General features: G+C 55.8%; 18 protein-coding genes. 4 read left to right on the top strand and 14 right to left on the bottom strand.

The window, feature by feature from the left end; translation table 11 throughout:
• Positions 1–221: 221 nt before the first annotated feature.
• From PT275_RS00335 to PT275_RS00315, 5 genes are all read right to left on the bottom strand, one after another.
• The gene (locus PT275_RS00335) at positions 222–1,298 is read right to left on the bottom strand and encodes a LacI family DNA-binding transcriptional regulator (RefSeq protein ID WP_277151248.1); all 1,077 of its coding nucleotides are present in this window, start codon (positions 1,296–1,298) and stop codon (positions 222–224) included.
• Between the two features lie 33 nt (positions 1,299–1,331).
• Positions 1,332–3,608 (bottom strand): beta-galactosidase, encoded by a 2,277-nt coding sequence (locus tag PT275_RS00330; protein WP_277151246.1) that lies wholly within the window; start codon positions 3,606–3,608, stop codon positions 1,332–1,334.
• Positions 3,609–3,820: 212 nt separating this feature from the next.
• Positions 3,821–4,834 (bottom strand): carbohydrate ABC transporter permease, encoded by a 1,014-nt coding sequence (locus tag PT275_RS00325; protein WP_277151244.1) that lies wholly within the window; start codon positions 4,832–4,834, stop codon positions 3,821–3,823.
• On the bottom strand, positions 4,831–5,763 hold the full coding sequence (locus PT275_RS00320) for a sugar ABC transporter permease (RefSeq protein ID WP_277153589.1): 933 nt from the start codon (positions 5,761–5,763) through the stop codon (positions 4,831–4,833). Before PT275_RS00320 ends, PT275_RS00325 begins: the two co-directional genes overlap by 4 nt.
• 137 nt (positions 5,764–5,900) lie before the next feature.
• Positions 5,901–7,253 (bottom strand): sugar ABC transporter substrate-binding protein, encoded by a 1,353-nt coding sequence (locus tag PT275_RS00315; RefSeq protein ID WP_277151242.1) that lies wholly within the window; start codon positions 7,251–7,253, stop codon positions 5,901–5,903.
• A gap of 667 nt (positions 7,254–7,920) precedes the next feature.
• On the opposite strand from PT275_RS00315, the gene PT275_RS00310 reads away from it, so the two are divergent.
• Complete coding sequence (locus tag PT275_RS00310) at positions 7,921–8,985, top strand: helix-turn-helix transcriptional regulator (RefSeq protein ID WP_277151239.1); 1,065 nt, start codon at positions 7,921–7,923, stop codon at positions 8,983–8,985.
• Positions 8,986–9,069: 84 nt separating this feature from the next.
• On the opposite strand, the gene PT275_RS00305 is transcribed toward PT275_RS00310, so the two are convergent.
• The 4 genes from PT275_RS00305 to PT275_RS00290 all read right to left on the bottom strand — a co-directional run bounded on the left by PT275_RS00305 (position 9,070) and on the right by PT275_RS00290 (position 14,742).
• Entirely contained in the window at positions 9,070–9,843 is a 774-nt protein-coding gene (locus PT275_RS00305) for a peptide deformylase (protein ID WP_277151237.1), read from the bottom strand.
• Positions 9,843–11,231, bottom strand: coding sequence for a phosphoglucosamine mutase (gene glmM / locus PT275_RS00300; RefSeq protein ID WP_277151235.1), 1,389 nt, complete (start codon positions 11,229–11,231; stop codon positions 9,843–9,845). The genes PT275_RS00305 and glmM overlap by 1 nt, the downstream gene beginning before the upstream one ends.
• A gap of 453 nt (positions 11,232–11,684) precedes the next feature.
• A complete protein-coding gene (gene pepN / locus PT275_RS00295) occupies positions 11,685–14,294 on the bottom strand; it encodes an aminopeptidase N (protein ID WP_277151233.1) in 2,610 nt (869 codons plus the stop codon).
• Between the two features lie 295 nt (positions 14,295–14,589).
• Complete coding sequence (locus tag PT275_RS00290) at positions 14,590–14,742, bottom strand: hypothetical protein (RefSeq protein WP_277151231.1); 153 nt, start codon at positions 14,740–14,742, stop codon at positions 14,590–14,592.
• 524 nt (positions 14,743–15,266) lie between these two features.
• On the opposite strand from PT275_RS00290, the gene PT275_RS00285 reads away from it, so the two are divergent.
• Complete coding sequence (locus tag PT275_RS00285) at positions 15,267–15,659, top strand: hypothetical protein (protein ID WP_277151229.1); 393 nt, start codon at positions 15,267–15,269, stop codon at positions 15,657–15,659.
• On the top strand, positions 15,650–15,940 hold the full coding sequence (locus PT275_RS00280) for a hypothetical protein (RefSeq protein ID WP_277151227.1): 291 nt from the start codon (positions 15,650–15,652) through the stop codon (positions 15,938–15,940). The genes PT275_RS00285 and PT275_RS00280 overlap by 10 nt, the downstream gene beginning before the upstream one ends.
• A 22-nt stretch (positions 15,941–15,962) precedes the next feature.
• Here PT275_RS00280 and PT275_RS00275 read toward each other — a convergent pair whose 3' ends face one another.
• Positions 15,963–16,808 carry a phosphatase PAP2 family protein gene (locus tag PT275_RS00275; protein WP_277151225.1) on the bottom strand — a complete coding sequence of 282 codons (846 nt, stop codon included), beginning with the start codon at positions 16,806–16,808 and terminating at the stop codon, positions 15,963–15,965.
• Positions 16,809–17,167: 359 nt separating this feature from the next.
• Entirely contained in the window at positions 17,168–17,650 is a 483-nt protein-coding gene (locus PT275_RS00270) for a hypothetical protein (protein ID WP_277151223.1), read from the bottom strand.
• Positions 17,651–17,793: 143 nt separating this feature from the next.
• Between PT275_RS00270 and PT275_RS00265 the strand changes: the two genes are divergently transcribed.
• Positions 17,794–19,704, top strand: coding sequence for a BspA family leucine-rich repeat surface protein (locus PT275_RS00265; RefSeq protein WP_277151221.1), 1,911 nt, complete (start codon positions 17,794–17,796; stop codon positions 19,702–19,704).
• A gap of 261 nt (positions 19,705–19,965) precedes the next feature.
• Here the strand turns inward: PT275_RS00265 and PT275_RS00260 are convergent, their stop codons facing one another.
• From PT275_RS00260 to dapB, 3 genes are all read right to left on the bottom strand, one after another.
• The gene (locus PT275_RS00260) at positions 19,966–22,020 is read right to left on the bottom strand and encodes a ribonuclease J (RefSeq protein ID WP_277151218.1); all 2,055 of its coding nucleotides are present in this window, start codon (positions 22,018–22,020) and stop codon (positions 19,966–19,968) included.
• 159 nt (positions 22,021–22,179) lie between these two features.
• Positions 22,180–23,091, bottom strand: coding sequence for a 4-hydroxy-tetrahydrodipicolinate synthase (dapA, locus tag PT275_RS00255; protein ID WP_277151216.1), 912 nt, complete (start codon positions 23,089–23,091; stop codon positions 22,180–22,182).
• A 282-nt stretch (positions 23,092–23,373) separates the two neighbouring features.
• Positions 23,374–24,126, bottom strand: a complete 753-nt coding sequence (gene dapB, locus PT275_RS00250; RefSeq protein ID WP_277151214.1) for a 4-hydroxy-tetrahydrodipicolinate reductase — start codon at positions 24,124–24,126, stop codon at positions 23,374–23,376.
• Positions 24,127–24,165: the final 39 nt, after the last annotated feature.

The following is a 24,165-nucleotide window of genomic DNA, read 5'->3' as shown; positions in this document are numbered from 1 at the left end:
CCTTCCACAGAACGCCTATTACACAATACTGTAGGCCGAATACGACATCACCCTCAAACAGAATTCATCACAAAAGTGCTAAATTTATGGGTTTTACGCCGTTATGAGCGGCCCTGTGCCTCATCATTATCATTTTGAATGCCCAATAACGGTCACGAAACGTTCGCGCGGCGAATCGTCAAGTTTCCGAATTATCGTCCGTCAGACCGAAAGCGCCACGTTCATGGCCGTGTCGTCTGCCGCACGACGATTCTTGATTTCACCTTGAGCAGCTGTGGGGTCGTTACGGTTCCATGAATCCTGCCGATGAGACGTTCCACCGCTGTGGGCGCCGTCCAATCCAGACGCGAATCCATCGTGGTCAACGGGGTCTGAAGATATGCAGACTCCTCGATGTTGTCGAAACCGATGACCTGCACCTGACCGGGGACCCTGACACCCATTGCCGCCAACGCCGACAGCGATCCCAGCGCCAGCTGATCATTCAAGGCAATCAACCCGTCAAATGGAACCTTGCCTTCGATGATCTGACGGGTCGTCTGCACTCCGGCACCGATGGTCCAGTCCTTTGGGGTGATGCCGATAAGCGCTGGATCGAGCCGCTTGTGATGCCGGCGACATTCCTCGATGATCCCTTTGAGCCGCAGCTGGGCATTGCCTTCCGTGGCATTGCGCAGTTTCCGCTCATCCAAAGCCTCACGAGCGCCTACCACCGCAAGTCGTGAACTGCCGTGATCCAAAAGGTAACGCGTTGCCATGGCCGCCGCCTCGACGTCATCCGGGGTGATATGGTCCACGCGACCCCATGTCGTGCGCGAGCCGACGACCACAAGCGGATAGTCAACATCGAAATCCCCCGGCGAGATGTCCTCAACCTCGCTCATGGACAGAATGATGCCATCGGAGACCGAAGGGTTGAACGAGTGCAACACGTCCCGCACCCCCTTGCCCGAACCTTCGGCGTACGTGGTGACATAGACCGAATAATCACGCTTGCGCGCCTCGTCGATTACGCGGTTCGCCAATTCCGCAAGATAAGGCGGGGTCAGGGAGGGCACCGCGAGCGTGATGAATCCGGTAAGCCCGCGGTTGAGATTGCGGGCGGCGACGTTGACCCGGTAGCCGGTTTGCGCGATGACGGATTTGACTCGCTCGCGCGTGGCATCGGTCATGCGCCCTGTCCCATTGATGACATTCGACGCCGTTTTGAGCGACACCCCGGCGGCCTGGGCGACATTTCTCAGCGTGACGTGCCTGTGATCGGCATTCGCGTCATTGCGTTCTTCGTCAGATGCCATATAAAGCCTCCTTGCCTTATTTTTAATGTAGCATCAATACGTTTGTCTGGTTACCAATATTCCGTTCCGCTCAAGAATATAATGTGCTTCGCTCACGCCCCGCTCCGCACTTGTGTTTTGCAAGGACGTGCGTACCCCGCCTTCGGCATCCCGGGAATGTCCGCGGTATACGAACAGCACCTCCCCATTGATATGCTCGACTTCGGCCGGTCCGGCACCACGGGTGAAATAGAAATCGAAAACATGCCTGTCGCCTCGACGGCGGATATGGACCAAATTGCCCAGTGCGGACTGCCCATTGTCGCTGTAACCCGGCGCCTGATCACGGACGCCGTTGCCGGCTTGGTCCTGTCCGTTGAATCCGTCAAAGCCGCGTCCACAATCCTCATGTGCACTGGCCAGATCCCCATATTGTCGCAGCAACGAAACCAGCGCAGCGCCGTCGAGATCACAGCCGATATAGTAGGCCCTGCCTTTTCCGTACGTATTGCGGGTGATGGCGGGCATACCCTCAAGCTCCCAGTCCTTGGCTTCACTGCCCTGATAGGTGGCGAGCACTTCCGCCGACCCGACATGGGAACCGACGACCGTCTGCCACAGCTTTGAAACGGCACCGTTGGAAAGCCGAACTTCATCCGGTTCGCCGTCGATGGGGCCAAGAATATTGAACTCCTCGCCGGTCACGCCCAGCACTTGGCGCAACAGACCGTCACCGGCACCCGGATAACCGCCAAGCCCGACATGGAAACGTTCATCGACAAGACCCGTGGAATAATCGACGACCAGCGTGCCGCCTTCCGCCACAAATTGCTCGATGCGCTTCGTCTGTTGGGCCGAAAGTGCCAAGACACCCGGCAGGATAATCGTGGAGTAACCACTGGAATCAGCACGTAACGGTATTACATCCGCTCGCAGGCCGATATCCAGAAAAGCGCTATACCACGCGCCGACAAGGCCCCAATGATCAAGTTTGGTAGTGGGTAATGTTTTGCATTTCGTCGCCCACTCGGATTCGGCGTCGAAAACGATGGCCGTTCCGCACTGCTCGAGCTCGGTGCCCTGCACGCCGGCTTTCGAGAGCTTTCCCAATATGCCGCCCAGCTCGCACACCTCACGGAATACCTTGGTCTGTTCCCCGGCGTGTGGAACCATCGCGGAATGGAATGCCTCGGAACCGGCCTGCGACTGCCTCCATTGGAAGAAATTGACGGCATCGGCGCCCATGGCCACATGCGCCATGGCGTCGCGTACCAATTCACCGCCTCGCTTGCGTGCGTTGACCGGCTTCCACTGCACCGCCGACGTCGAATGTTCCATCAGATACCACGGTTTGCGAAGCGAAAGGGAATCCACCAACGCGTCGCCGCACAGCAACGTATCGAGATGTCTGCCGCCGGCCTCGAAATACTGGTCGTTGGCGATGAAATCCACTTCGTCGCTCCAATCGGCATAATCCATAACGCACTGATCGACCGACACCATAAAATTCGTGGTCAATGGCTTGTCGGGGCAGATTCCGGCAATGGCATCGCGCTCGGCGATATAGAAATCCTTCAAGGCATCACTGCCGAACCGTTCGAAATCGAGTTGGAGGCTCGGATTGACCATGGCATCATCGCCGGGATGCATCGGCAGCTCGATCTGGTCGAAGGAACGCACCTGCTGGGACCAGAACGCCGTGCCCCAAGCCTCGTTGACGGCCTCGATAGTGCCATAACGCTTTTTGCACCACTCGCGGAAAGCATTAAGGGAGTCTTTGCTGTAGTCGTTGCGGTTGTTCCAGCCATACTCGTTGCCCACATGCCATGAGACGACGTAAGGGTTATCGCCATACCGTTCGGCCATTTTGCGGCACATCGCCAATGCGTACTTGCGGAAAACCGGGCTTGACGGACTCCACGACTGCCGGGAACCGGGGCGGATAACGGTTCCATCGGACTCGACGGGAAGCACCTCGGGGTGCTTTTCATACAGCCACATCGGGGCTGTCGCCGTGGCAGATGACATGTTCACGGCGATTCCGGCTTTGCCGAGCTTGTCGACGATGCGGTCGAGCCAATCAAAATCCCAAGTCTGCGGGTCCTGCTGGATACGGCCCCAGCTGAAAATACCCAACGCCACGACGTTGACGCCGGCTTCTTTCATCAGGCGAATGTCGTCATCCCAAACATCTTCCGGCCATTGGTCGGGATTGTAGTCGCCGCCGTAAGCGATGTCCCGTCCGTCAGGCGTCAGCAATTTCGGCCATCGGAACATACGGCGGTGACCTTTGCCGTCGCGGCTCAATGTTGATTCGTCTGGGACAGGCATATTTGATTATTCCTTATTAAAATCGACTATAGATACGAAGTTGTATTGCAAGCGGATATCTTCACCGGGGTCAGTGATCAACGCTTCATCGGTACCCTCGACCGATATTTTTCATTATCTCATCAATCCAAAATGTCTGCACGGAATGGACGAAACCGTAAACGAAGAAGACACCCGCAAACACATACATCACGATTTTTTGACACCGCGATTTATTCTTTGACGGCACCTGCGGCGAGACCGGACTGCCAGTACTTCTGCAAAAGGAGAAACGCGATGACCAGCGGGATAATCGTGACCAGCGAACCGGTGATCACCAGGTTCTGGATGGCTTTGCCGCCGGCGGTGGATGCCTGGTCCTTCCACAGGTTCAGACCAATCGTCAGCGGGTACCAGTCCGAATCCTTCAGCATGATCAGCGGCAGGAAGTAGTTGTTCCATGTCGCCACAATCGTGAAGAGCGCGGTCGTCACGATTCCCGGCGCAAGCAGCGGCAATGCGATGGTGAAGAAGGTACGGAACTCGCCCGCCCCATCCACACGCGCCGCCTCGATGAGCTCGGTCGGCACGGCCTGTTCGCTGAAAATCCACATCAGGTAGAGACCGAACGGCGATATGAGACTCGGCAATATCATCGCCCAAGGCGTGTTGGTAAGTCCCAGCTTGGCGAAAAGGAGAAACTGCGGGACCGCCAACGCGATGCCCGGCACCGAGATTGCGCCGATGACCACGGCGAAAACGGCCTTACGCCCCGGAAAGCGGAACTTGGCCAACGCGTAACCGCCCATGATCGCCAGCAATGTGGCACCACCCGCGCCCACCAACACGTAAAACAGGGTGTTCAAAAGCCAGCGGCCGAATATTCCATCCTGATAGGTGAAAACCTCTTTGAGATTGTCCCAAAGCGCGAAGGAATGGCCGAATCCCAAGCCGAATGTCGAAGTGAAATCAGACTGCGTCTTCGTGGAATTGATCAGCAGATAGACGAACGGGAAAAGGCAGTAGATCGCGAAAATACCGACGACAAACGTCAACGTCCAGCTACGACGCGGGTTGTCGGGGTTGCTGAACCCGTTCTTCGCGCTTCGTTTGCGCTCAGCCGCCTCGTCTTTTGCGATTTGATGCTGCCGCGCCTTCTCGGCCCTTTTGGCCGCGCGTTCCTGCGCTTTCAGTTCGGAGGAGCTCAGACGGCCGACCTGTGGCTGAATGGTGGTGGCGTCGCTCATTTCATCTGCTCCTTCATGCTTTTGAGCTGCACCGCGTAGGCGATCACCATGGTGATCACGGCCATCACAATGGCCAGCGCCGCGGCGTAATTGCTTTGACCGCCGGTAAAGCTCAGATTGTAGGCGTACATGTTGGGGGTGTAATAGGTGGTGATGGCGTTGCCCGGCACCATATTCTGCATGATGCTCGGTTCGTTGAACAGCTGGAAGCTGCCGATGATGCTGAAGATCACCGTGATGGCCAGGCTGCCTTTGAGCTCCGGCATCTTGATCTTGCGGATGGTCTGCCACTCGCTCGCCCCGTCAATCGACGCCGCCTCATAAAGCGAATGCGGAATCGTGGAAAGCGAGGAATAGAAGATCAGCATGTTGTAACCGGTGAATTCCCAGGTGTTGATGTTCCCGATCGCCGCCAGAAGCACGCTGGGCTGCAACACGTCCAAGTGCGTTCCCAACCAACCGTTGAGCGAACCGACAAGGCCGTATTTCGCTCCGTACATGAACCCCCACACCAGCGTGGAGACCACCGCCGGCACCGCGTAGGGAAGGAAGGTCGAGATGCGGAAGAACTTGGTGCCATGCAGCTTCATCGAATCCAAAGCCAGCGCCAGCAAGGCCGCCAGGCACAGCATGATCGGCACCTGCACGATGGTGAAAAGCGTCACGCGCCACACCGAACTCCAGAATTGGCCATCATGGAAAAGACGCACATAGTTCTGGAAACCGACGAATACGGTGCCGCCGATCATCTTCGACTGGAAGAACGACAGATAGATCGCGTACAGCACCGGAATCACGAACACGAACATGAACACCAGCACAAACGGCCAGAGGAACTTCCATCCCCGCCAATCCACACGATGTCTGTTGGCCTGCACCTCAGGCTTTTTCGACACCGAAACCGTCGAGGTCGCGGCACCATCGCCCAGGTCGACGTCAGCGGGAACCCCTCCGGCGCCATCCTTAGCTATTTTCGTTGACAAAAATACACTCCTTCGTAATAGCGGAGAAGAACGTTAGCCGTGCCACGATCTTCTCCGCTCATTTTGTTGTGCCGTCAGGCGCATCATTTCAGGGTTACGCTATAGCCTTCTTCCTTGCCATGGTCGGCAAGCTTGTGCGCATAGTTCTGCATGGCCTTCTCCAGCGTGATGTTCTTGCTATATGCCTTGGAGATCTCATCGCCAAAAGCGGTCTGGGCAAACGGGTTGTACGGCAGGTACTGGAACTTCTCGACGGGACGCTGCGCACCTTCGGCCAGAATCTTGTTGACGTTCTGTCCGCCGAAGTATTCATTGACCTTCTTGTTGGCCTCGGTGTTCGGGTCGGTGAAGGAGCTGGAATTGAGGATCTTCTTCAAGCTGCTGAACGTGCCCGTGTCGGCCATCTGTTGGGCACCGGCACCGTGGGTCATATACTTCACGAACTTGTAGGCCGCAGCCTGCGACTTGCCGGCCTTGGGCACGGCGAGCGCCGAACCGCCGTCTTCTGCGGAGACCTGTTTGCCGGCTTCCCACTGGGGAAGCGCACCCACACGCCAGTTGCCCTTCTGATCGGGCGCACCGCTGATGAGGTTGACCGGCATCCAGGCGCCGATGGTCAGTGAGGCGATGGTGCCGTCGTTCAACTCACGGTTCCATTCGTCCGACCAGTTCGCGGTCTTCAGGTCAATAAGGTCCTCATCGATCAACTTCTGGCGGAATTCGATGTACCTCTTCATTCCCGAATCCTTGGTCATATCGATGGTGATCTTCTCGCCATCGACCTTCCAAGGCTTTGCACCAGCCTGCCATACCTGTGCGGTGAAGGGCTGGTAATCGCCTGAGCTTCCTGAGCTGTTGGTGATATAGGAACCGGCAGCCTTGACTTTTTTGGCCGCCTCATAGTAATCGTCCCAGGTCTTGATCGACTCGCCGTCGACACCGGCCTTGTCAAAAATGGCCTTGTTGTAGAAGAACATTTCCGGGCCCGCATCGACGGGCAACGCGTAGGCCTTGTTGTTATATTGCAGTTTGTTCCACGGGCCTTCGGTGAAATCGTCGGCCAGCTTGTCCGCGCCGAACTGGCTCAGGTCCGCCAGATCGCCGGTTACCGCGAATTGGGTGACCGTCGGGTCCTCGAGCATCACCACGTCGGGGATGCCCTTCTTTGCCGCGACCGCATTGCTCAATGCCGTCGAGGTTTTCTCGGCGGTGCCGGTGTTGTTGAACTTCACGGTGATTCCAGGGTTGTCTTTTTCAAAGTTCTCGATGATCTTCTTCATCGAGTCTCCGGTGTCCCAACCCCAAAAGACCAGTTCGCCCTTGTCGTCCGAGCCCTTGCTTCCGCTGCTGCTCGAATTGGAAGAGCCGCAGCCGGCCAGACCAATCATCGTCGCTGCGGCGGCTGCAACCGCAACGGCCTTCTTCACGTTACTCATTTTTCGACTCCTTTGCATCGTACCTTTGTATTACGTCTGTCAGCTTTGTTTGAGTTCGCTATCAGTCGATTGGCTCTCACGAAGCTTTGTTTTTTTGGATACTCAATCGCTTGGTACAACCGTGTATCAGTTACGTTTACCATGGTACAGAGTTGCATTTGTTTGTCAATCTGTAATTACTGGTCTAATTATATGAACATAAAAGTTAATTTCGGTAAACAAAACCGAACACCCAATAAAACATGCGGTTTTAAGGCAATCAAGCAACGACAGACTCAAGGCAACCGGCAATATTGCAAAATCGACACTCTTACAGCATCTGTACAAATCGGCAAGATATCTGCGTCAACCAGATTCGAAAACACCAAGTACAGGATTTCGGCAAACCCACCAACCAGCGAAACGAAGCCCAAACGCTAAGAGATATGGAGCTCCAGCCTCCTGAGAGAATACGGGAGACATGAGAACCGAACAGTGCGCCACCAAACACTTCCCTCCCCTGACTCGCGAGATGCTGACAAAACCGAATCCGACCAAAAAGCAAATCTTGATTTGCACTTTATTCTTAAAAGTCAAATTTAAATTCGATTGCGGAAAAGAAATCAAGAAATCTTGAATTTTATTAAAATAATTAGGTATTTAAATATGTGTTGTATAAAATGAATCCATGAAAGAGAAATCATACCCGCAAAGACGCGAGCTGCGCATCGGCATCATCGATGATGATCCTTGTGCCCTAGAACACGAAGTCGGCATCGTCAGTCGTGTCCAAAATCGGAACGGCTGCCACGTCAACATCTGGAACACAACGAAATTGGATGTGGGCATTCATCAATGCGTCTATAGTCTTCAGCGAACCGACGTGGTCATCATAGACATTTCCCTGGTCGAAAACGCCAAGGAAACGGTGTTGGAGGAAATTAAAAACGCTCAACCGGATATCATTATCATCGGCATAACCGCACACATCGATCGATACGTCCACACGCTGGTTTATTTGCAACACCTTCATTGCATCATCGACAAAGCCACCCTCAACCACGAGTTGCCTTCAATCGTCAATGCGATTTACAGCGAAAAGACACCTCGGCATCGGACCGGTCAGGCGGAACCGATGAGAAGAACTTCAGCAGCCCATCAGGTGAATCGAACGGTGTCAGTAAGGGGAACTCCTGCAACGTATCGGGCAAGTCAGGAAACCGGCAGACAACGCAGGCAACGAAATCGGAAATCGCACAGCCCCCATCACGCATCGGCCGAAGGCGGGAGCGCCGGCAGTCCGCAGGGAATCAATGGACAAAAGCATGATGAAGCCACAAACAACAACAAATTCCATCAAGTACGTTATTCTTTAAATCCGAACACAGCAGTTCAAAGGTCGAATAGAGACGAGAACGGGCGCAACAGCGAACGATTCGCAGCGGAAGAGAAACCCGATCCGACGGGTCTTAAAAATCAATGTCTTATGAAACACGACCTCGCAAAAGCACAAGGCACCATGGTCGCTCACTCATCTCTGAATCTAAAAGAAATCCCTCTTTCACCGAGTGAGCTCCGCGTCATCAATTTATGTTCACAGGGAATGGAAACCGATGAAGTCGCCGAATGTCTCAGCATTTCAACCAATACCGTATATTCCCATCGCAGCCATATCATGGGCAAATATCATACGCATTCATGGCATGAAGCACTTACCATTTATGGGGAACGAAAACACAACGGGACCGCATAGGGCATAGGAACGCGGCAAAACCTAATTCCAGGTTTTGCCGCGTTCCTAAAAATACGAGTCGATTAACCGACAACTCAACCAACCTCAGGCGAGCTTGAAACCAAGTTCTTTGGCGGCATCGGTGGGAACCGGATCCTTGCACCAGTAATCCTCGAGGTTTTCGTCGGTGGCAAGGGAGCGGATTTCGGCCTGGTCAATGTAGACCTCGCCGCTCAGATGATCCGTCTCATGCTGGAAAATACGCGCGGGCCAGCCATGCAGATATTCCTCATGCCTGTTGCCGTCCTCGTCCTGCCAACGGGCGGTGATGTCAAGCCAACGATGGCGAACGGCCTGGTAACCGGCAAAGCTCAAACAACCTTCGTAGAAGCTGCGCTGCTCGGTACCGATGGGTTCGTAGGTCGGGTTGATGATGGCACGGAACGGGAATTCGGCGATTTCGCGCGGGTCGTTCGTGTCGTCGATCATGCCTTCATTTTCGCCGCCGTCACCGGAGCCGTTATCTTGATCCGACGAATCCTGATCGTTTTTGTTGCCGACGTGACCTTCCGGATTGTCGTCGACCCCTCTGCCACCGACACGCACATGGTCCTCGACCACGGCGATGCGCAATCCCAAGCCGATTTGCGGGGCGGCCAAACCGACGCCCGGTGCCTCGAGCATCGTCACATGCATGGCCTCGATGAGCTTGGACAGCGTCCGTTTGCTCAGCTGGCCGTCATATTCGGCGGCATTTTGGCGCAACACGGGTTCCCCCATCTGCACGATGGGAAGGATCTTTTCCTTACCGCCGGTTTTGATCAGCTGTTCGACGGCATGGTTCAGTTCTGTATCGACTTTGGAATTGCGCGAGAACATCAGATGGCAAGCTCCTGCGCGACCACTTCGGCCAGACGCTGGCAGACCTCGTCGGCCTGCTGCTGCGTTTCGGCCTCGACCATCACGCGGACCAGCGGTTCAGTGCCGCTGGGGCGAAGCAGCACGCGGCCGGTGTCGCCGAGCAGCTTCTCCTCGCGGGCCACCGCATCCTGCACCTTGGCGTTGGTGGGGGCGGCCTTCTTGTCGACGTCGGGAACGTTGATGAGCTGCTGCGGCAGTTGCGGGAAGTCGGCGGCCAGCTCTTTCAGCGACTTGCCGGACTTGACGACCTCATTGCACAGCGTCAGCGCGGTCAGCGTGCCGTCGCCGGTGGTGGCGAATTCGCGGTTGATGACGTGGCCGGACTGCTCGCCACCAAGCGAATAGTCGCCCTTCAGCATTTCCTCGAGAACGTAACGATCGCCGACGTTGGTCTGCACCGTCGAAATGCCCATGTCTTTCAGCGCCAACTTGAGGCCGAGATTGCTCATCACGGTGACCACCAACGTATCGTGGTTGAGCTTGCCCTCACGCTTCTTGGCACGCGCAAGAATGCCCATCACTTGATCGCCGTTGACCATGTTGCCGTCCTCGTCCACAGCGAGGCAGCGGTCGGCGTCACCGTCGAACGCCACGCCCATGACCGCGTCGGTGGCCTTGACCATGGCCTGCAGCTGCTCAGGATGAGTGGAACCGGCCTTCTTATTGATGTTATAGCCATCCGGCGAAGCGTTGATGACCAGCACCTCGGCACCCACACGGCGCAAGGCCTCAGGGGCAACCACCGAAGTCGCGCCATTGGCGCAATCCATCACGATCTTGAGCCCCTTAAGCGGCTTGGGCTGGGTCTTGTCGGGCGCGACGGGAGCAATTGTGGAAACCAGATGGTCAATATACATGTTCGTTGCCGTGGTGGGATCGTGACTCACGCGACCGACGCCGGCACCGATCGGGCGTTCCCAGTCCTTGCCGAGCACCGCTTCAATCTCGTCTTCCTTCGTATCGGGAAGTTTGAAACCGCCACGGGCGAAGAATTTAATGCCATTGTCGGGCATCGGGTTATGCGAGGCGGAAATGACCGCGCCCATCTCCACATTGAGCTGATCGGTCAGATATGCAATGCCCGGTGTCGGGATGATGCCGGCATCGATGACGTCAAAACCGCCTGCGCTCATGCCTGCCGCAAGCGCCGATGCCAAGAAATCGCCGGAAACGCGGGTGTCACGTCCAATCAGCGCGCGACGACGACCTTCCTTGTGTTCTTCTTCAGTGCCTGAGGAATCACCCAATACGCGTACGGCTGCATCACCCAGGTCAAGCGCCAGCCTTGCGGTCAAATCCCTGTTCGCCAATCCGCGAACGCCATCGGTTCCAAACATATTGGGCATGATATTATATCCTCCGTCTGCGTGAATATTACTGTGTTCAATCTTACTCAACGGATTTTGCAGATGCCGCGCCCACCACAACACTGCCCGATTTCGTCGCATTTGGCGATTCTGGATTAACGCTCAAATATACTCGGCAAACCGTCAGTTAAACCGAGATAAATTAAGGAAAACGTTGCACTTGTATAGTAGCTATACAAAAAAATACCTATTTCTTGCAACGTAGATATACAAGTTTTTAGTTATTCCTTGCAACCTGTCGTGTGAAGATTCGCTATTCCTTGCAATCTCGCGCGGCAAGATTTTGGCATTTCTTGCAATCTGGCGTTGCAAGATTTCATTGCTTTCGGTGATAAAAAATCACAATGCGATGATTCGCCAGGGTTCGCAAAGGGGGTTGACGACGATCGTCAACCCCCTTTATCGCTTTAAGAACCTTCTGGCAACTAGGCTTTACAGGCTGGCGTTGTAGGCGCTGACCTTTAGGGCGCGGCGGGAAGATTCGACGTTGGCGATGACGATGTTGCGCAGAGCGCGGGCGGCGTCCTTGTGGGAATCCAACCATTCGTCGCCCAAATTCACCAGCTCGGCTGGGTCGGCATAAGCAGGATAGAGGTCGTCCAGAAGCGTTTCGGCCATATGGAAGGTGCGGTTTTCCCAGATCCAGTCGACGGTGTCGTAATACTTTGTGGTATACGGTTCGGCCAACTTGTCGGTGAGGTTCGTCGAGAAGCCGAGCGCCGCTGCGGTGAGCTGCGAATTGGTAAGGTTCAGGTCGTGAATGGAAGCATCCCAAGCCCATGCCTTGGCCTCGGCGGTCGGCACAGAGGCACGCGCGCCGTAGGCGAACTCGCGGTTGTCGGTGGTGTCGCGGAGCTTCAATTCCGAGTCAATCGCCTCGTCGTCCATCTCGCCGACGGCAGCGAGTGCCTTGACCAGCGCCCAGCGCATGTTGTTGTCGATTTCGAGACCTTTGAGTTTGAGTGATCCGGAAAGCAAGCCTTTGACGTTCGAAATGAACGGAGCATCGCCGATTTCGCCGTAACCCAAATAAGCGGTGACCAGCTGGAACTGCTCGTCGCTGCCGGCCTTGGCCTCATTGGCCAGGTTCCACAGACCTTCGGCGACGTGCTTGTCGACGGCCTCGCGGCGTGCGGGCGCGACGTAGTGCTTGGCCGTGGTCTTGAGGCAGCTCAACGCGTAGCGGAACGTGGTGGACTCGTGCTCGGTCGAAAGCATCTTCAGGCTCAGGTCGATGAAGCGCTCGGCCGGGAATTCGGCGTCGCGGGTCATGTCCCAGAACGCCAGCCAGACCACGGCGCGCGCCAAAGCGTCGTCGAACTCGAAGAGGTGGTCGGCGGCGAACTCGCGCGACTTGTCGTCGAAGCGCAGCTTGGTATAGGTCAGGTCGTCATCGTTCAGGAGGATGAAGTCGGGACGCTTCTTGCCGGCGGCTTCGGTGGCAATGGTGGTTTCGCCGTCGACGTCGAGCTCGATCTGGTCGGTGCGTACCACCTTGCCGGTTGCGGCGTCGCGGTTGTAGAAGCCGATGGCCATGCGATGGACGCGCAGCACAGGGTGCTCGGCCGGCGCGGTTTGCGTCAAAGTCAGCGACTTGATAGTGCCGCCGCCAGCTTCTTCAACCAAAGCGGCAATCGTATTGATTCCAGCCTCCTCAAGCCACTGCTTGCTCCACGCCTTCAGGTCGCGGCCGCTCGCTGCTTCGAGCTCGACCAGCAGGTCGTTCAGGGTGGCGTTGGAATACGCGTGCTTGTTGAGGTAGCTGTTGATGCCCTTGAAGAACTTGTCGCGCCCGACGTAGGCCACGAGCTGCTTCAATACGGAGCCGCCCTTGGCATAAGTGATGCCGTCGAAGTTGACTTCGGTATCGTGCAGGTCGTTGATCGGCGCGGTGATGGGGTGGGTGGTCGGCAGCTGGTCCTGCGTCAAGGCCCAGCTCTTCTCGCCGGAAGTGAACGTGGCCCAGGAATCCTTCCATTCCGTAGCTTCGGCGGTCGAGAGGGTCGACATGAACTCGGCGAAGGATTCGTTCAGCCACAAATCATTCCACCACTTCATCGTCACCAAGTCGCCGAACCACATGTGCGCAAGCTCGTGGAGCACGGTGACCACGCGGCGCTCGGCCAGCGCGTCGGTGACCTTGGAGCCGAAGACGTAGGAGTCGCGGATGGTGACCATACCGATGTTCTCCATCGCGCCGGCGTTGTATTCCGGCACGTAGATCTGGTCGAACTTGGCGTACGGGTAGGGCACGCCCCAGGTCTTGGCGTAGAAGGCGAAGCCCTTCTTGGTGATGTCGAAGAGGTACTCGGCATCTTTGTCGAAATCGTCCTTGAGCGACTGGCGGCAATATTGTGCCATCGGAATGGTGCGGCCGTCTTCGTTGGCGTATGTGGTGTGCCACTGCGCGTACGGACCGGCGCAAATGGCGGTGAGGTAGGAGCTCATCTTCGGCGTGGTTTCAAAAACCCAGCGCTTGGTGGTTTCGGCGGGGTGCGTGCCCAGCGTTCCTTCGGCGGTCATTGCGTCGAGATCCTCGGTGGACTTGACCGGCATATTGGAAGTGACCAACCACGATTGCGGCGCAGTGACCTCGAAATCGAACGTCGCCTTGATGTCGGGCTGATCGAAAACGGCGTAGACGCGACGGGCGTCCGGCACCTCGAACTGGGAGTAGAGGTAAACGTTGCCGTCGGCGGGGTCGACAGAGCGGTGCAGGCCTTCGCCGGTGGTCGAATACTGGCAGGAGGATACGACCTTGAGGGTGTTGTGTTCCTTTAGATTCTGCAGTTCGATACGATTATCAACGTAATACTTTTTCGGGTCAAGCGTTTCACCGTTCAACTCGATGTCGCCGACCTCGTCGGCGATGAGATCAGCAAAGCTTGAAGCACCCGCCTTCGCGTCAAACGTGATAACGGAAACCGACGGGAAATTCTTCGGCCCTTTCGTCAAATCGAGATCGACCTGATAGCTGACCGGCCCGGTGATAACGGACTTGCGCTCTTCGGCTTCGACACGTGTGAGATTCGCTCCTGGCATTTCGCTCCTTTTATATTTCGTGCATGCGGCGGCAATAGCTTGCACCGCAGGATCAAGAGATTGATTCCATTATGTCAACGGGGCACGTCAGCTCCACGCCGACAGCACACACAGGGGTTCGGACGGCCTGCCAGTAGGCCATGCGCATATATAGGTATCGCTCGGATTCCATTAGAAAAATACAAAACAATAGACACAAGACCGAACAGCAACGGTACAAAAATCCGGCAGCAGATTGCTCGACTGCCGGATCATCCGGCCCCGCTACCCCGTTAGAGGCAGCGAGGTGCTGGCACTACCCCATCCTGCTGATTGCGTACAACAGACAGATCAGCAGAATTGCCGCAGCCACAAGTGAACCAACCTTGCGCACGATCGCGAGCAACACCGTTGTCACGAGCCAGCAGAGCCCGGAGTCCCCGGGCTTGTTTTCATCATCAGGTGCCATTTCTGGCTCCCTTCTTTATTAGATTTCAGCCGACCTTTTGGTCCAAGCCGGTCGCACGTACGTTTCTGGTTCTCCGGTTCAGGGATTGCCCGCCGCATACGCGCGGCATAACCAACGTGACACATCGAGAAATGAATTGCAAATTAAAACGGCAATATCAAGGAAAAATCAAGATTTCTTGATATCAAAATCGAGAAACCTTGAGAAAAGTTGTGGATTCAAAAGGACCGTGATACGCTCGAAATGTCGATTGAAGCCGGTTCACTTCGGGGCACTTGCCCGGGTCTTCAAAGCTTCGTCTCGTTGGGCTTCAACGGCAGGGCGTCTTTCATTTCGTCCTAATTATTGGATTGATTTGTATGGGTCGTTGGTTTCGGCTGGCGGCCCATACAAATTTTCAGCGGCCAACTTAGCAAGCACACAATTGATGCCAGCGAAGACAATTGGCAACAACCAACGCGAGCATACAATTGAATGAAATGTCAGCCAATTCCTTATGCTGAAAACAGGTATCGAGTAAAGCATTGGGTCGTGATGTGATGGACGTGAAGTATGAGCGTTCCGGATGCAAGCAGTTTTTCAAGAAGCATTGCGACGACGAGAAAACTATCAAAACCTGCATCGAAAACGCGCTGAATCTGCAGCTGGAAACCGGGATGTCGAAAGTCAAACGTGCGGTGTCGGCGAGGGTCGACGGGCAATGCGTCTACGAATGCCGGATCAACCTCAAACGTACCGGCTCGGCGCGCGTCGCGTTTGTTGTTGATAACGCGGACAACTCCTGCAAAAGCAGCGATACAGCCAATGAAGAAAACCATGCGAACATCACCGTGCTCTTCATCTCTTCGACATTGCAGAAGGACGAGTTCACGCATCTGCTGGAGCATAATCTGAAAGAGGCCGGACTATGCGACTGATTCCCGTCAAACAGGCGCTGAACATGATGGAGAACGCAGCGACGGCGAAATCTGAGTATAGAAAGCTCACGTTTTTGACGGCGAAAAAGGACCGCTCGCTTAGCCTCGAACATGAAAATGGCACTGTCATGTTGCACGAACAGGGCTATCGAGATGAAAGAGCCACCTTCGATGTTGCCATCGATTCTGAGGCCACCCGCGAATGCAAGCACGCCGTCAAGCAGGCGTTCAAGCGTGAATTTCCCCGCAGCCACAAGGTCTACGTTTCTGCGGTGAAATAATATTAAGGTTTCTGATACGAAATCACGCGAGTTCGTATTGCTGCGGATAGTGCTGAGACAATTGCTTGAGTAACAGGTAACGCGCCAACCAAAGCCCAAGGAACGGAAGAGCGAAACCGACGGTGACGTCGGAGAGGAAATGGGCACCCTGCATCATGCGACTGAACATGACCACCAGCGCATAGACCAGTGCGACGCCATAGACCATGCTTTCCTTGTTTTTCCAACGAGGGTTCACCAACGCGAGCAGGCAGAGCGACAGGGCGGTGCCGGCCCACTGAGAATGTCCGGAGGGGAAGGATTTGATCTCCTCGGCCACGCCCCCGACGGCGGCGAGATAGTGCTTGCCGTTGGGATGGTACCAAGGCGTAAAGAGGTCGAAATGACCTTGCATCGAGCGGAAACGGACACGGCCCCAGAAGACCTTGAGTACTTCCAGCAAGCCCATCGAGCAAAGGAACACCACTACGATGGCGATGCCGGCCCAGCGGTACTGCCGCTTCAATTCGTCAGGAATCTTGTAGACGATGCAGGCGATGAGAACAGCAACGATGACGCCATAGGCCACGCCGAACAAGTGGCAATATTTATAGCAAAGCGCAAGCCCTACAAGCGTCGAGCCAAGGTAGACAAGCCCTGAAAGCACCAGTTTGGCAAGGTTTTCCCTGACGAATTTGTAGGTCCAAAAGACAAGCGCCGCACCGATCATCAGGACGGTCGCGCCGACGATCGGAGCCAAACGCTCAAAGAAGGCCGAGAAGCCGTTGCCAGGCATATACAACGCCTGATCAATGCGCAAATCGGCAAATGTACCGATGATCAGCAGCACCAATGCACCGATCGCAGTGGCAGGAAAAATCTTTTTCATACGTTCATTCCTCGTGGTTTCGGTGATTCCAGACGGCTGCCGCATGCATCTCACCATTTGCGCTTCACGACAATTTCAATTTCGACGATATGATACCGAACTTCAAACCTCATACCAAGTTCAACAGTCTATTCCCGTCCAAGTTCCAAACCCTGACCGTATAGTAGAGGTTCGGGAAAAGTTCACATAGCCCCATAACAATTTCCCCGGCAGGTGCGAAACCGGTAAGGCAACATACATTTACATTCAATGACACTGTTTAAAACAGTTAGTAAAACAAAACCATAAGGCACTCAATACCCGTGGAGCGTTGCAACAAAAATCTTCTTTTAGTATTGTCAATACGACAATTCACATTGTCACGCAATACTTTTGTACTTATAAAATGGTATTGTCGCAATTAGAGAGTGTATAACATGCAATAATTTTATGAGATAACGTGGGGATAAGATGAGGCACGGCAAATTCTTAGGTAGAATCGCGGTTTCCATTTCCGTTCTTTCATTGCTCGTTATCGGCGCGCCAGCGGCCAATGCTGCGACCACCAATAACACGGCTTCTCCAGCCTCGGCCACTTCCGGAACCACACCGGCGCAGCAATCGCCCGAACATGAATCCGTCGCATCAACCACGGGAACAACGAACGTAAACAACTCGGTTACACAGGAAACAACCAACGCAAGCCACCCGGTCATATCAGGGACAAGTACCTCAACTCCAACAAGTGCCTCTGCTCCAACTCCCGCAAACGACTCAACTCCTGCAAGCACCTCAACTTCAACTGGCGCTACGGCTCCCTCCAATGTGCCGGTTTCAGCGGATGCACATGCATCTTCGAACACAACTGCTCATAGCCAGCAAACGCCCCCCCCCCACGCAGAATTCGCAAAATAACGGAAAAATAGCGGACAGCAACACCAACCATGCTGAAACATCAGCGGGCGAAGCCAAGGCAAGTGCAGATGATTCGGGACCAGCGTGCGCAATGGCCGGCGAACACCTTTGGCCCGACACCCCCAGTACCGTTGATCCCCTTCACTGGAACATTCACTTGGAGGGTGGCAGCTGCGTACTGGAGCTGGAAAGCGGCACCGTGCCGAACTACAGCAGTTCCAAAGCCTACTATGCTCCGCCATGGTCCGGCTACACTGACGGGGCATGGCATCCACGCGACGACATCTCACAGATTCGGGTCAGCGGGCACGTCAAGGTTTTGAGCGCGCACGCCCTCTTCGCAGGGCTCAGCATGGTGGCTTCTGCCGACGTGGGCAATCTGGACTTTTCTGATCTTCAAGACGGGAACATGGCGGATGCCTTTGCTTTCGACACCGCACTTTCTACCGTCAACGGAATAGAACACTGGGATACATCAAAAGCAACGAGTCTTGCAGGAATATTCAATGGCGACACGTCGTTCGCTTCGTTGGATCTCGGCAGCTGGAAAATGGCGCAGGTCACCGACTTCGACTGCATCTTTGGTGGACTCGGGCAGACGCTTACCAAAATCAAGCTTGGATCCGGGCAATCGTTACCAGCTGCTGCGTTCCACAAACAATATGACAACGACAATGCGACCGTGGTGAACGACGAAAGCTGGCAAAACGTTCAATGGAAATCTGGCACCACACCGGAATGGGACGGTGTACCGTTTGTGGATGGGCTGACGGCTGGCAGCGAGGACACCTGGTTCAAAAATGATGCAATGATGCCTACACCGACTCCACTCTACACGACTTGCTATGCTGTTTTCAACGCCAATAACGGGTCAGGCAGTGCTCCTCCTAGACAATCAGGTATTTGCGGTTGGTTTGATTCAGCTTCAGGCGGTAGCTGGCAGTACTTCACTATAAGATTTCCGCCGCTCAATACGATGTACCGAACAAATTACCAGGCTCTGGGATGGAGTACCAATCCTTCCGCTACGAACAAACAGTACAGTCCGGGAGATACCCTGCGAACACTTCAACAAAATACCACGTTTTATGTCGTGTGGCAATATGCACCCCCGAAAACACTGCCTACATCGACCGATGTAAAGTTGCTGCCACCTACCAACGATACGCCCGATTCCGTGACAGTAACCGGACTACTCACTTCCGGTTCCAACTACTTCCCGCTAGCAAGCGGCGATGTCGAAGATGTTTGGCTGATGCCGCCCGGCACAACTTCTACTTCTACATCCGAATCAGTCGGAACTCAGGCCAGTTCTTCAACGCTCATCATTTCAACAAATAAGTGGAGTGCACAGTTCCCCGTCTCTGCTCTCAATGCTTACGACCAAACCGGCAAAGGCACCACACCGACATTCCGTGTACGTCTGCGCACCGGCGGGCACGGCAATTCAGGGTTTGCGTTCTTCACATTCAAAGCCGATTTGGTGGCGCCCGCCGTTGACGGTCTCACCTTCAACCCATCCACCCGCACCGTTTCAGGCACCGTCTATAGTTCGGGTGATGCCGTTGCCCAATCGAACCGCGATAAAGAATCAGGCGACAAAGTAACGATAATTTGGCCCACCGGATCCTCACCGACCACATTATCAACAACAACCACCAACGGCAACGGCGCTTTCTCGGTAGTTGCACCGCCCGGTACTGCGTTTGGCGGTTCCGCACAAATCAGCGTACAGGACCTCCCGGCAACCGCTGACACAGTGACGTTGACCGGTACCGGTACTACTGCACCGAACGTCTCACAGCAGGTTTCGTTGCCACTGACGATGCCGACTGTCTCATCGCTGCCTATGACAGGAGCAAGCATGAGTTCTCAGGCACTCCACTATTTCCTGCCGTTGACAGGCGCCGCTTTCACCGCGTTAGCCGTCGTTGGCATTGAGGTTTTGCGCCGCCGCAGAATTTTTAATCCAAAAGGATACCCTGATAGGGCAAACAGGTAGGCAAAGACAAACCAAGGCCGAAGATTGCGCCAAAACAGTATCAGTCAATGGGCAAATCTAATTGTTAGATACCAACTAGCATCACAGAAATTAAAACTTCAAACAGGTAAAGAATAGCCGTCAACCGTGTTTTATTGTTCAAACGCTGTCGACGGTTATTTTACTTTCCCAAGGCATAAAACAGAAAATGCTGAATGCCAAGCACAAACGACTGTACGTAATGTGCCTGACAGTCAGCATTCTTCTAGTTTTGTCTCAGCCTCAGTTGCCGTACGAAGTGCCGTCGATCACGTCGTGGGCGACGTCGGCGACGACCGGGATGATCATCGGCTTGCGATGGAGCTGACGGGAGACCCAGCTACCGATGGTGCGGCGCATGATCTGCTGGAGCTTGTGGGTGTCGTGGGTGCCGTCCATCATCGCGTCCTCGAGCTGCTGAACGATCTGGTGACGCACGTTCTCGAATTCGCTTTCGTCTTCGGGCATCGCGTTCAAGTAGACCTTCGGGCCGGAGATGACGTTCTTGGCGTCGGTGTCGACCACGGCGAAAGCGGAGACAAAGCCTTCAGTGCCGAGCACCTTGCGCTTCTCGAGCTCTTCGTCGGTGAGCTCGCCGACGGTATCGCCGTCGACGTAGACGTAACCACACGGCACTGAGCCAACGACCGCAGCCTGACCATGATAGAGATCGACCACGTCGCCGTCCTCGGCGAGCACGACGTTCTTCGGGTCAACGCCGGTCTTGACGGCCACGAGGCCGTTGGCGACCAGATGACGGTTCTCGCCGTGGATCGGCATGACGCACTTGGGCTTCAGGATGTTGTAGAAGTAAGTGAGCTCGCCCTCATTGGAGTGGCCGGAGACGTGGATCTTCGCGTTGTCGCGGTTAACCACGCGGGCACCCTTCTGCACGAGTTTGTTGATCATGCCGTAGACCTCGTTCTCGTTGCCGGGGATCAGCGAGCTGGCCATCACGACGGTGTCGAACTCGTTGATGGTGATGTCGCGGTGGGTGCCGTCGGCGATGCGGCCAAGCGCGGCCATCGGCTCACCCTGAGAACCGGTGCACATGTAGACCAGTTTGTTGTCCTGGATGTCCTTGGCCTTCTTCAGGTCAACGACGGTGCCTTCCGGGATATGCAGATAGCCGAGGTCGGCGGCGATGGACATGTTGCGCACCATCGAACGGCCGACGAAGACGACCTTGCGGCCGACCTTGTGCGCGGCGTCGACGACCTGCTGGACGCGGTGGACGTGGCTGGAGAAAGAGGCGACGATGATCTTGCGGGTGGCCTCGCTGAAGGCGCGCTCGAGCTCGGGGCCGATGGTGCTTTCGGGACGGACGAAGCCGGGGACTTCGGCGTTGGTGGAATCGACCATCACCAAGTCGACGCCCTTCTCGCCGAGCTTGCCGAATTCGACCAAATCGGTGATGCGATGGTCGATGGGCAGCTGGTCGAGCTTGAAATCGCCGGTGTCGATGACGGTGCCGGCAGGCGTGTTGATGCACACGGCCAGCGCGTCAGGAATCGAGTGGGTGACGGCGATGAACTCAAGATTGAACGGGCCTACCTTGATCTTGTCGCGGCCGGTGACCTCGATGCAGCGCGGGTTCTGGTGATGTTCCTCGCACTTGGCCTTGACGAAGGCGAGCGTGAGCTTCGAGCCGATCAGCGGGATGTCCGGGCGCAGGTTCAGCAGATACGGCACACCGCCGATATGGTCTTCGTGGCCGTGGGTCAGGACAAGTGCCTCAACGTCATCGAGACGATCCTTGATATAGCTGAAATCGGGGAGGATGAGATCGACACCGGGCTGTTCCTCGTCGGGGAAGAGCACGCCGCAATCGACCAGCAGCAGGTGGCCGTTGTATTCGATCACGTTCATGTTGCGGCCGATTTCGCCGAGGCCGCCGAGCGGCACGATGCGCATGGAGCCCTTACGGTACTTCGGCGGCGCGATCAACACGGCGTCCTGGTTGGGCGAAGTGCCCGGGGTGCGGGAGACGGTGCGCGAGCTGGAACGACGGCTGTTGGAATGGCTGCCGCTGCGTGTATTACGCGATGAACCGGAGCCGCCGGAACGACGTGAACCGGAACGGGAGGAACCGCGGGATTCGCTGCGCTTGCTGCTCGTGCTCGTGCTGGTGCGTTTTTCGCCGCTCTTGGTACTGGTTTTAGCGCCGGTGCCGCGTTTGACGCTGGTGCGCTTTTCGGTTTTTTCAGCGGTCGCTTCGCTTTTGCGAGCCCGTGACTTGCTGGCGCTGCCACGCCGATGCGTGGTTGCCGCTGTGGTTTTTTCTTCTGTATCTGTCATATCTATCTAACTGTTTTTCTGTTTTCTTAGTGTCCGCACCTGTGTGTGGACGAGGAATAAAAATAGCGGAAAAAGCCCGTGGCCATTCCTCGCCACCGACTTCCCCGCTGTAATGGTTATGCCATACCCTGCTTTGTCGTCAAAAAGCCTTCCCTAAACCTAGGCGTCCAGGATTCCGACATCGACCATGCCCTGGTGGGCACGCCGGTATTCTGGCTCTCCCGGACCGACGTTCGGCAGGCGCATCGTCGTTTCGTCGAGCCATCCGCGCTCGTGCAACGCGGCCTTGGCCAAAACCCCTTGGAACCCGGTGCCGTTGAGGGCATCGACCAACGGGGCGAGGCGTACCGCGAGACGCTGGGCCTCGTGGATATCGCCACGATCGAAAGCATCGGCAAGCTGGCGCATCGGGTTGGACGCGACGTGCGCAATCACCGAAATGACGCCGACCGCGCCAATGGAAAGGAACGGCAGGAAGAGCGCGTCGTCGCCGGAATACCAGGTCAGGCCGGTTTCCATACGCTTGCGCACAGCCCCCGCGATGTCACCCGTCGCATCCTTGACGGCCTTGATGTGGTCGAGGCCGGCAAGGCGACGATACGTGTCAAGCGTCAGATGCACGCCGGTACGCCCCGGGACATCGTAGACGATGATCGGCTTGTCCGCCGACTCGTTGACCGCCTGATAATGGCGGAAAATGCCTTCCTGCGAAGGACGGGAGTAGTAAGGCGCGACCACCAGCACCGCGTCGGCGCCGGCCTCCTGGGTCTGCTCGACCATACGTACCGTGTGGGCGGTGTCATTGGAACCTGCGCCGGAAATCACCGGAACGTCGACGGCAGCTTTGACGACCTGGACGAGCTTGACCTTCTCGTCCATATGCGTGACCGGCGATTCACCGGTCGTGCCGTTGACCAACAGGCCATCGGCACCGGAGGCGACCAAGCGCTTGGCCAATGCCACGGATGCTTCAAAATCAACGGAACCATCATTGTGCATCGGCGTCACCATTGCGGGGATAACCCGACCAAATGGCGCTGGATCAAGAAGATGCATAGAAGACTCACTCATACTTCAACGCTACTTCTCGGGTGGGACGGTTGTCGGCTCGCGATAAACAACAATATTGCAATACATATTGCGGTTCCTGTTCATGCGAAACCGCCGAATACAGGCTTGCCTTGCACCTGCTGACATGCTGAACAGATTCGCGGCTAATCTCGGGAACCGTAAGGAATGATTGGTTCGTGCAAGCCCCGCGTATCAGACAGATTGGTACCTGTGCCTAGAGATCTCAAGGAATGAGTCAACTTTTTGCAAGCATCTGCGTATCAGACAGATTCGCGACTGACCTCAAAGGTCAAGGAATGCATCGAGGCCAACGGTCAATCCTGGGTGGGACCCCGAAGCGATGTTGCGCACGGCCAGCAGCACGCCGGGCATGAAGGAAGCGCGATCGAAGCTGTCGGCACGAATCGTGAGCTGCTCGCCGGTGTTGCCCAACAGCACTTCCTCGTGGGCGTTAAGGCCTTGCAAGCGCACCGCGTGGACATGGACACCGTCGACGACCTGGCCGCGGGAGGCCGCTTCCCCCTGCGTGCCGTCGGGCATCGGGGCGCAACCGGCCTTTTTGCGGGCCACGGAAATCGCCTGCGCAGTGTGGATGGCAGTGCCAGAAGGTGCATCGACCTTGTCGGGGTGATGTAGCTCGATGACTTCGGCGGAAGTGAAGTATTTGGCGGCCTCGGCGGCGAACTTGTCGGCAAGTACCGCGGAGATGGCGAAGTTCGGGGCAATGAAGACGGCCTGGTCACGGCGAGGGGCAATGGCGAGCGCGGCCTTGACCTGATCGAGTTTCTCGTCGGTCCAACCGGTGGTGCCGACCACCACGTTGACGCCCTGAGCCACGAGCTTCAACACGTTGCCCAGCGACGAGGTCGGCACGGTGAATTCCACCGCCACATCCGTATTGTCCGGCGTAACCGTTGCGATATCGTCGTGCTCGTCGATCCGCTGCGCAATCTGCATATCGTCCGCGGCCTTGACGGCCTCAACAACGCTGCCGCCCATACGCCCGGATGCGCCTACTACCGAAACCCTGATCATGTTTCCTCCAATTCACACATTGGCACAAAATAAAATATA

The sequence above is a fragment of the Bifidobacterium sp. ESL0745 genome, assembly GCF_029433335.1.
Lineage (GTDB): Bacteria > Actinomycetota > Actinomycetes > Actinomycetales > Bifidobacteriaceae > Bifidobacterium.
The sequence above is the reverse complement of the archived record's forward strand: the minus strand, read 5'-3'. Positions and strand labels throughout refer to the sequence as shown.

Bases quoted from the DNA above. Each gene is read 5' to 3' on its own strand.
- PT275_RS00335 (WP_277151248.1), bottom strand. From the start codon at position 1,298: ATGGCATCTGACGAAGAACGCAATGACGCGAATGCCGATCACAGGCAC.
- PT275_RS00330 (WP_277151246.1), bottom strand. From the start codon at position 3,608: ATGCCTGTCCCAGACGAATCAACATTGAGCCGCGACGGCAAAGGTCAC.
- PT275_RS00325 (WP_277151244.1), bottom strand. From the start codon at position 4,834: ATGAGCGACGCCACCACCATTCAGCCACAGGTCGGCCGTCTGAGCTCC.
- PT275_RS00315 (WP_277151242.1), bottom strand. From the start codon at position 7,253: ATGAGTAACGTGAAGAAGGCCGTTGCGGTTGCAGCCGCCGCAGCGACG.
- PT275_RS00310 (WP_277151239.1), top strand. From the start codon at position 7,921: ATGAAAGAGAAATCATACCCGCAAAGACGCGAGCTGCGCATCGGCATC.
- PT275_RS00305 (WP_277151237.1), bottom strand. From the start codon at position 9,843: ATGTTCTCGCGCAATTCCAAAGTCGATACAGAACTGAACCATGCCGTC.
- glmM (WP_277151235.1), bottom strand. From the start codon at position 11,231: ATGCCCAATATGTTTGGAACCGATGGCGTTCGCGGATTGGCGAACAGG.
- pepN (WP_277151233.1), bottom strand. From the start codon at position 14,294: ATGCCAGGAGCGAATCTCACACGTGTCGAAGCCGAAGAGCGCAAGTCC.
- PT275_RS00290 (WP_277151231.1), bottom strand. From the start codon at position 14,742: ATGGCACCTGATGATGAAAACAAGCCCGGGGACTCCGGGCTCTGCTGG.
- PT275_RS00280 (WP_277151227.1), top strand. From the start codon at position 15,650: ATGCGACTGATTCCCGTCAAACAGGCGCTGAACATGATGGAGAACGCA.
- PT275_RS00275 (WP_277151225.1), bottom strand. From the start codon at position 16,808: ATGAAAAAGATTTTTCCTGCCACTGCGATCGGTGCATTGGTGCTGCTG.
- PT275_RS00265 (WP_277151221.1), top strand. From the start codon at position 17,794: ATGGCCGGCGAACACCTTTGGCCCGACACCCCCAGTACCGTTGATCCC.
- PT275_RS00260 (WP_277151218.1), bottom strand. From the start codon at position 22,020: ATGACAGATACAGAAGAAAAAACCACAGCGGCAACCACGCATCGGCGT.
- dapA (WP_277151216.1), bottom strand. From the start codon at position 23,091: ATGAGTGAGTCTTCTATGCATCTTCTTGATCCAGCGCCATTTGGTCGG.
- dapB (WP_277151214.1), bottom strand. From the start codon at position 24,126: ATGATCAGGGTTTCGGTAGTAGGCGCATCCGGGCGTATGGGCGGCAGC.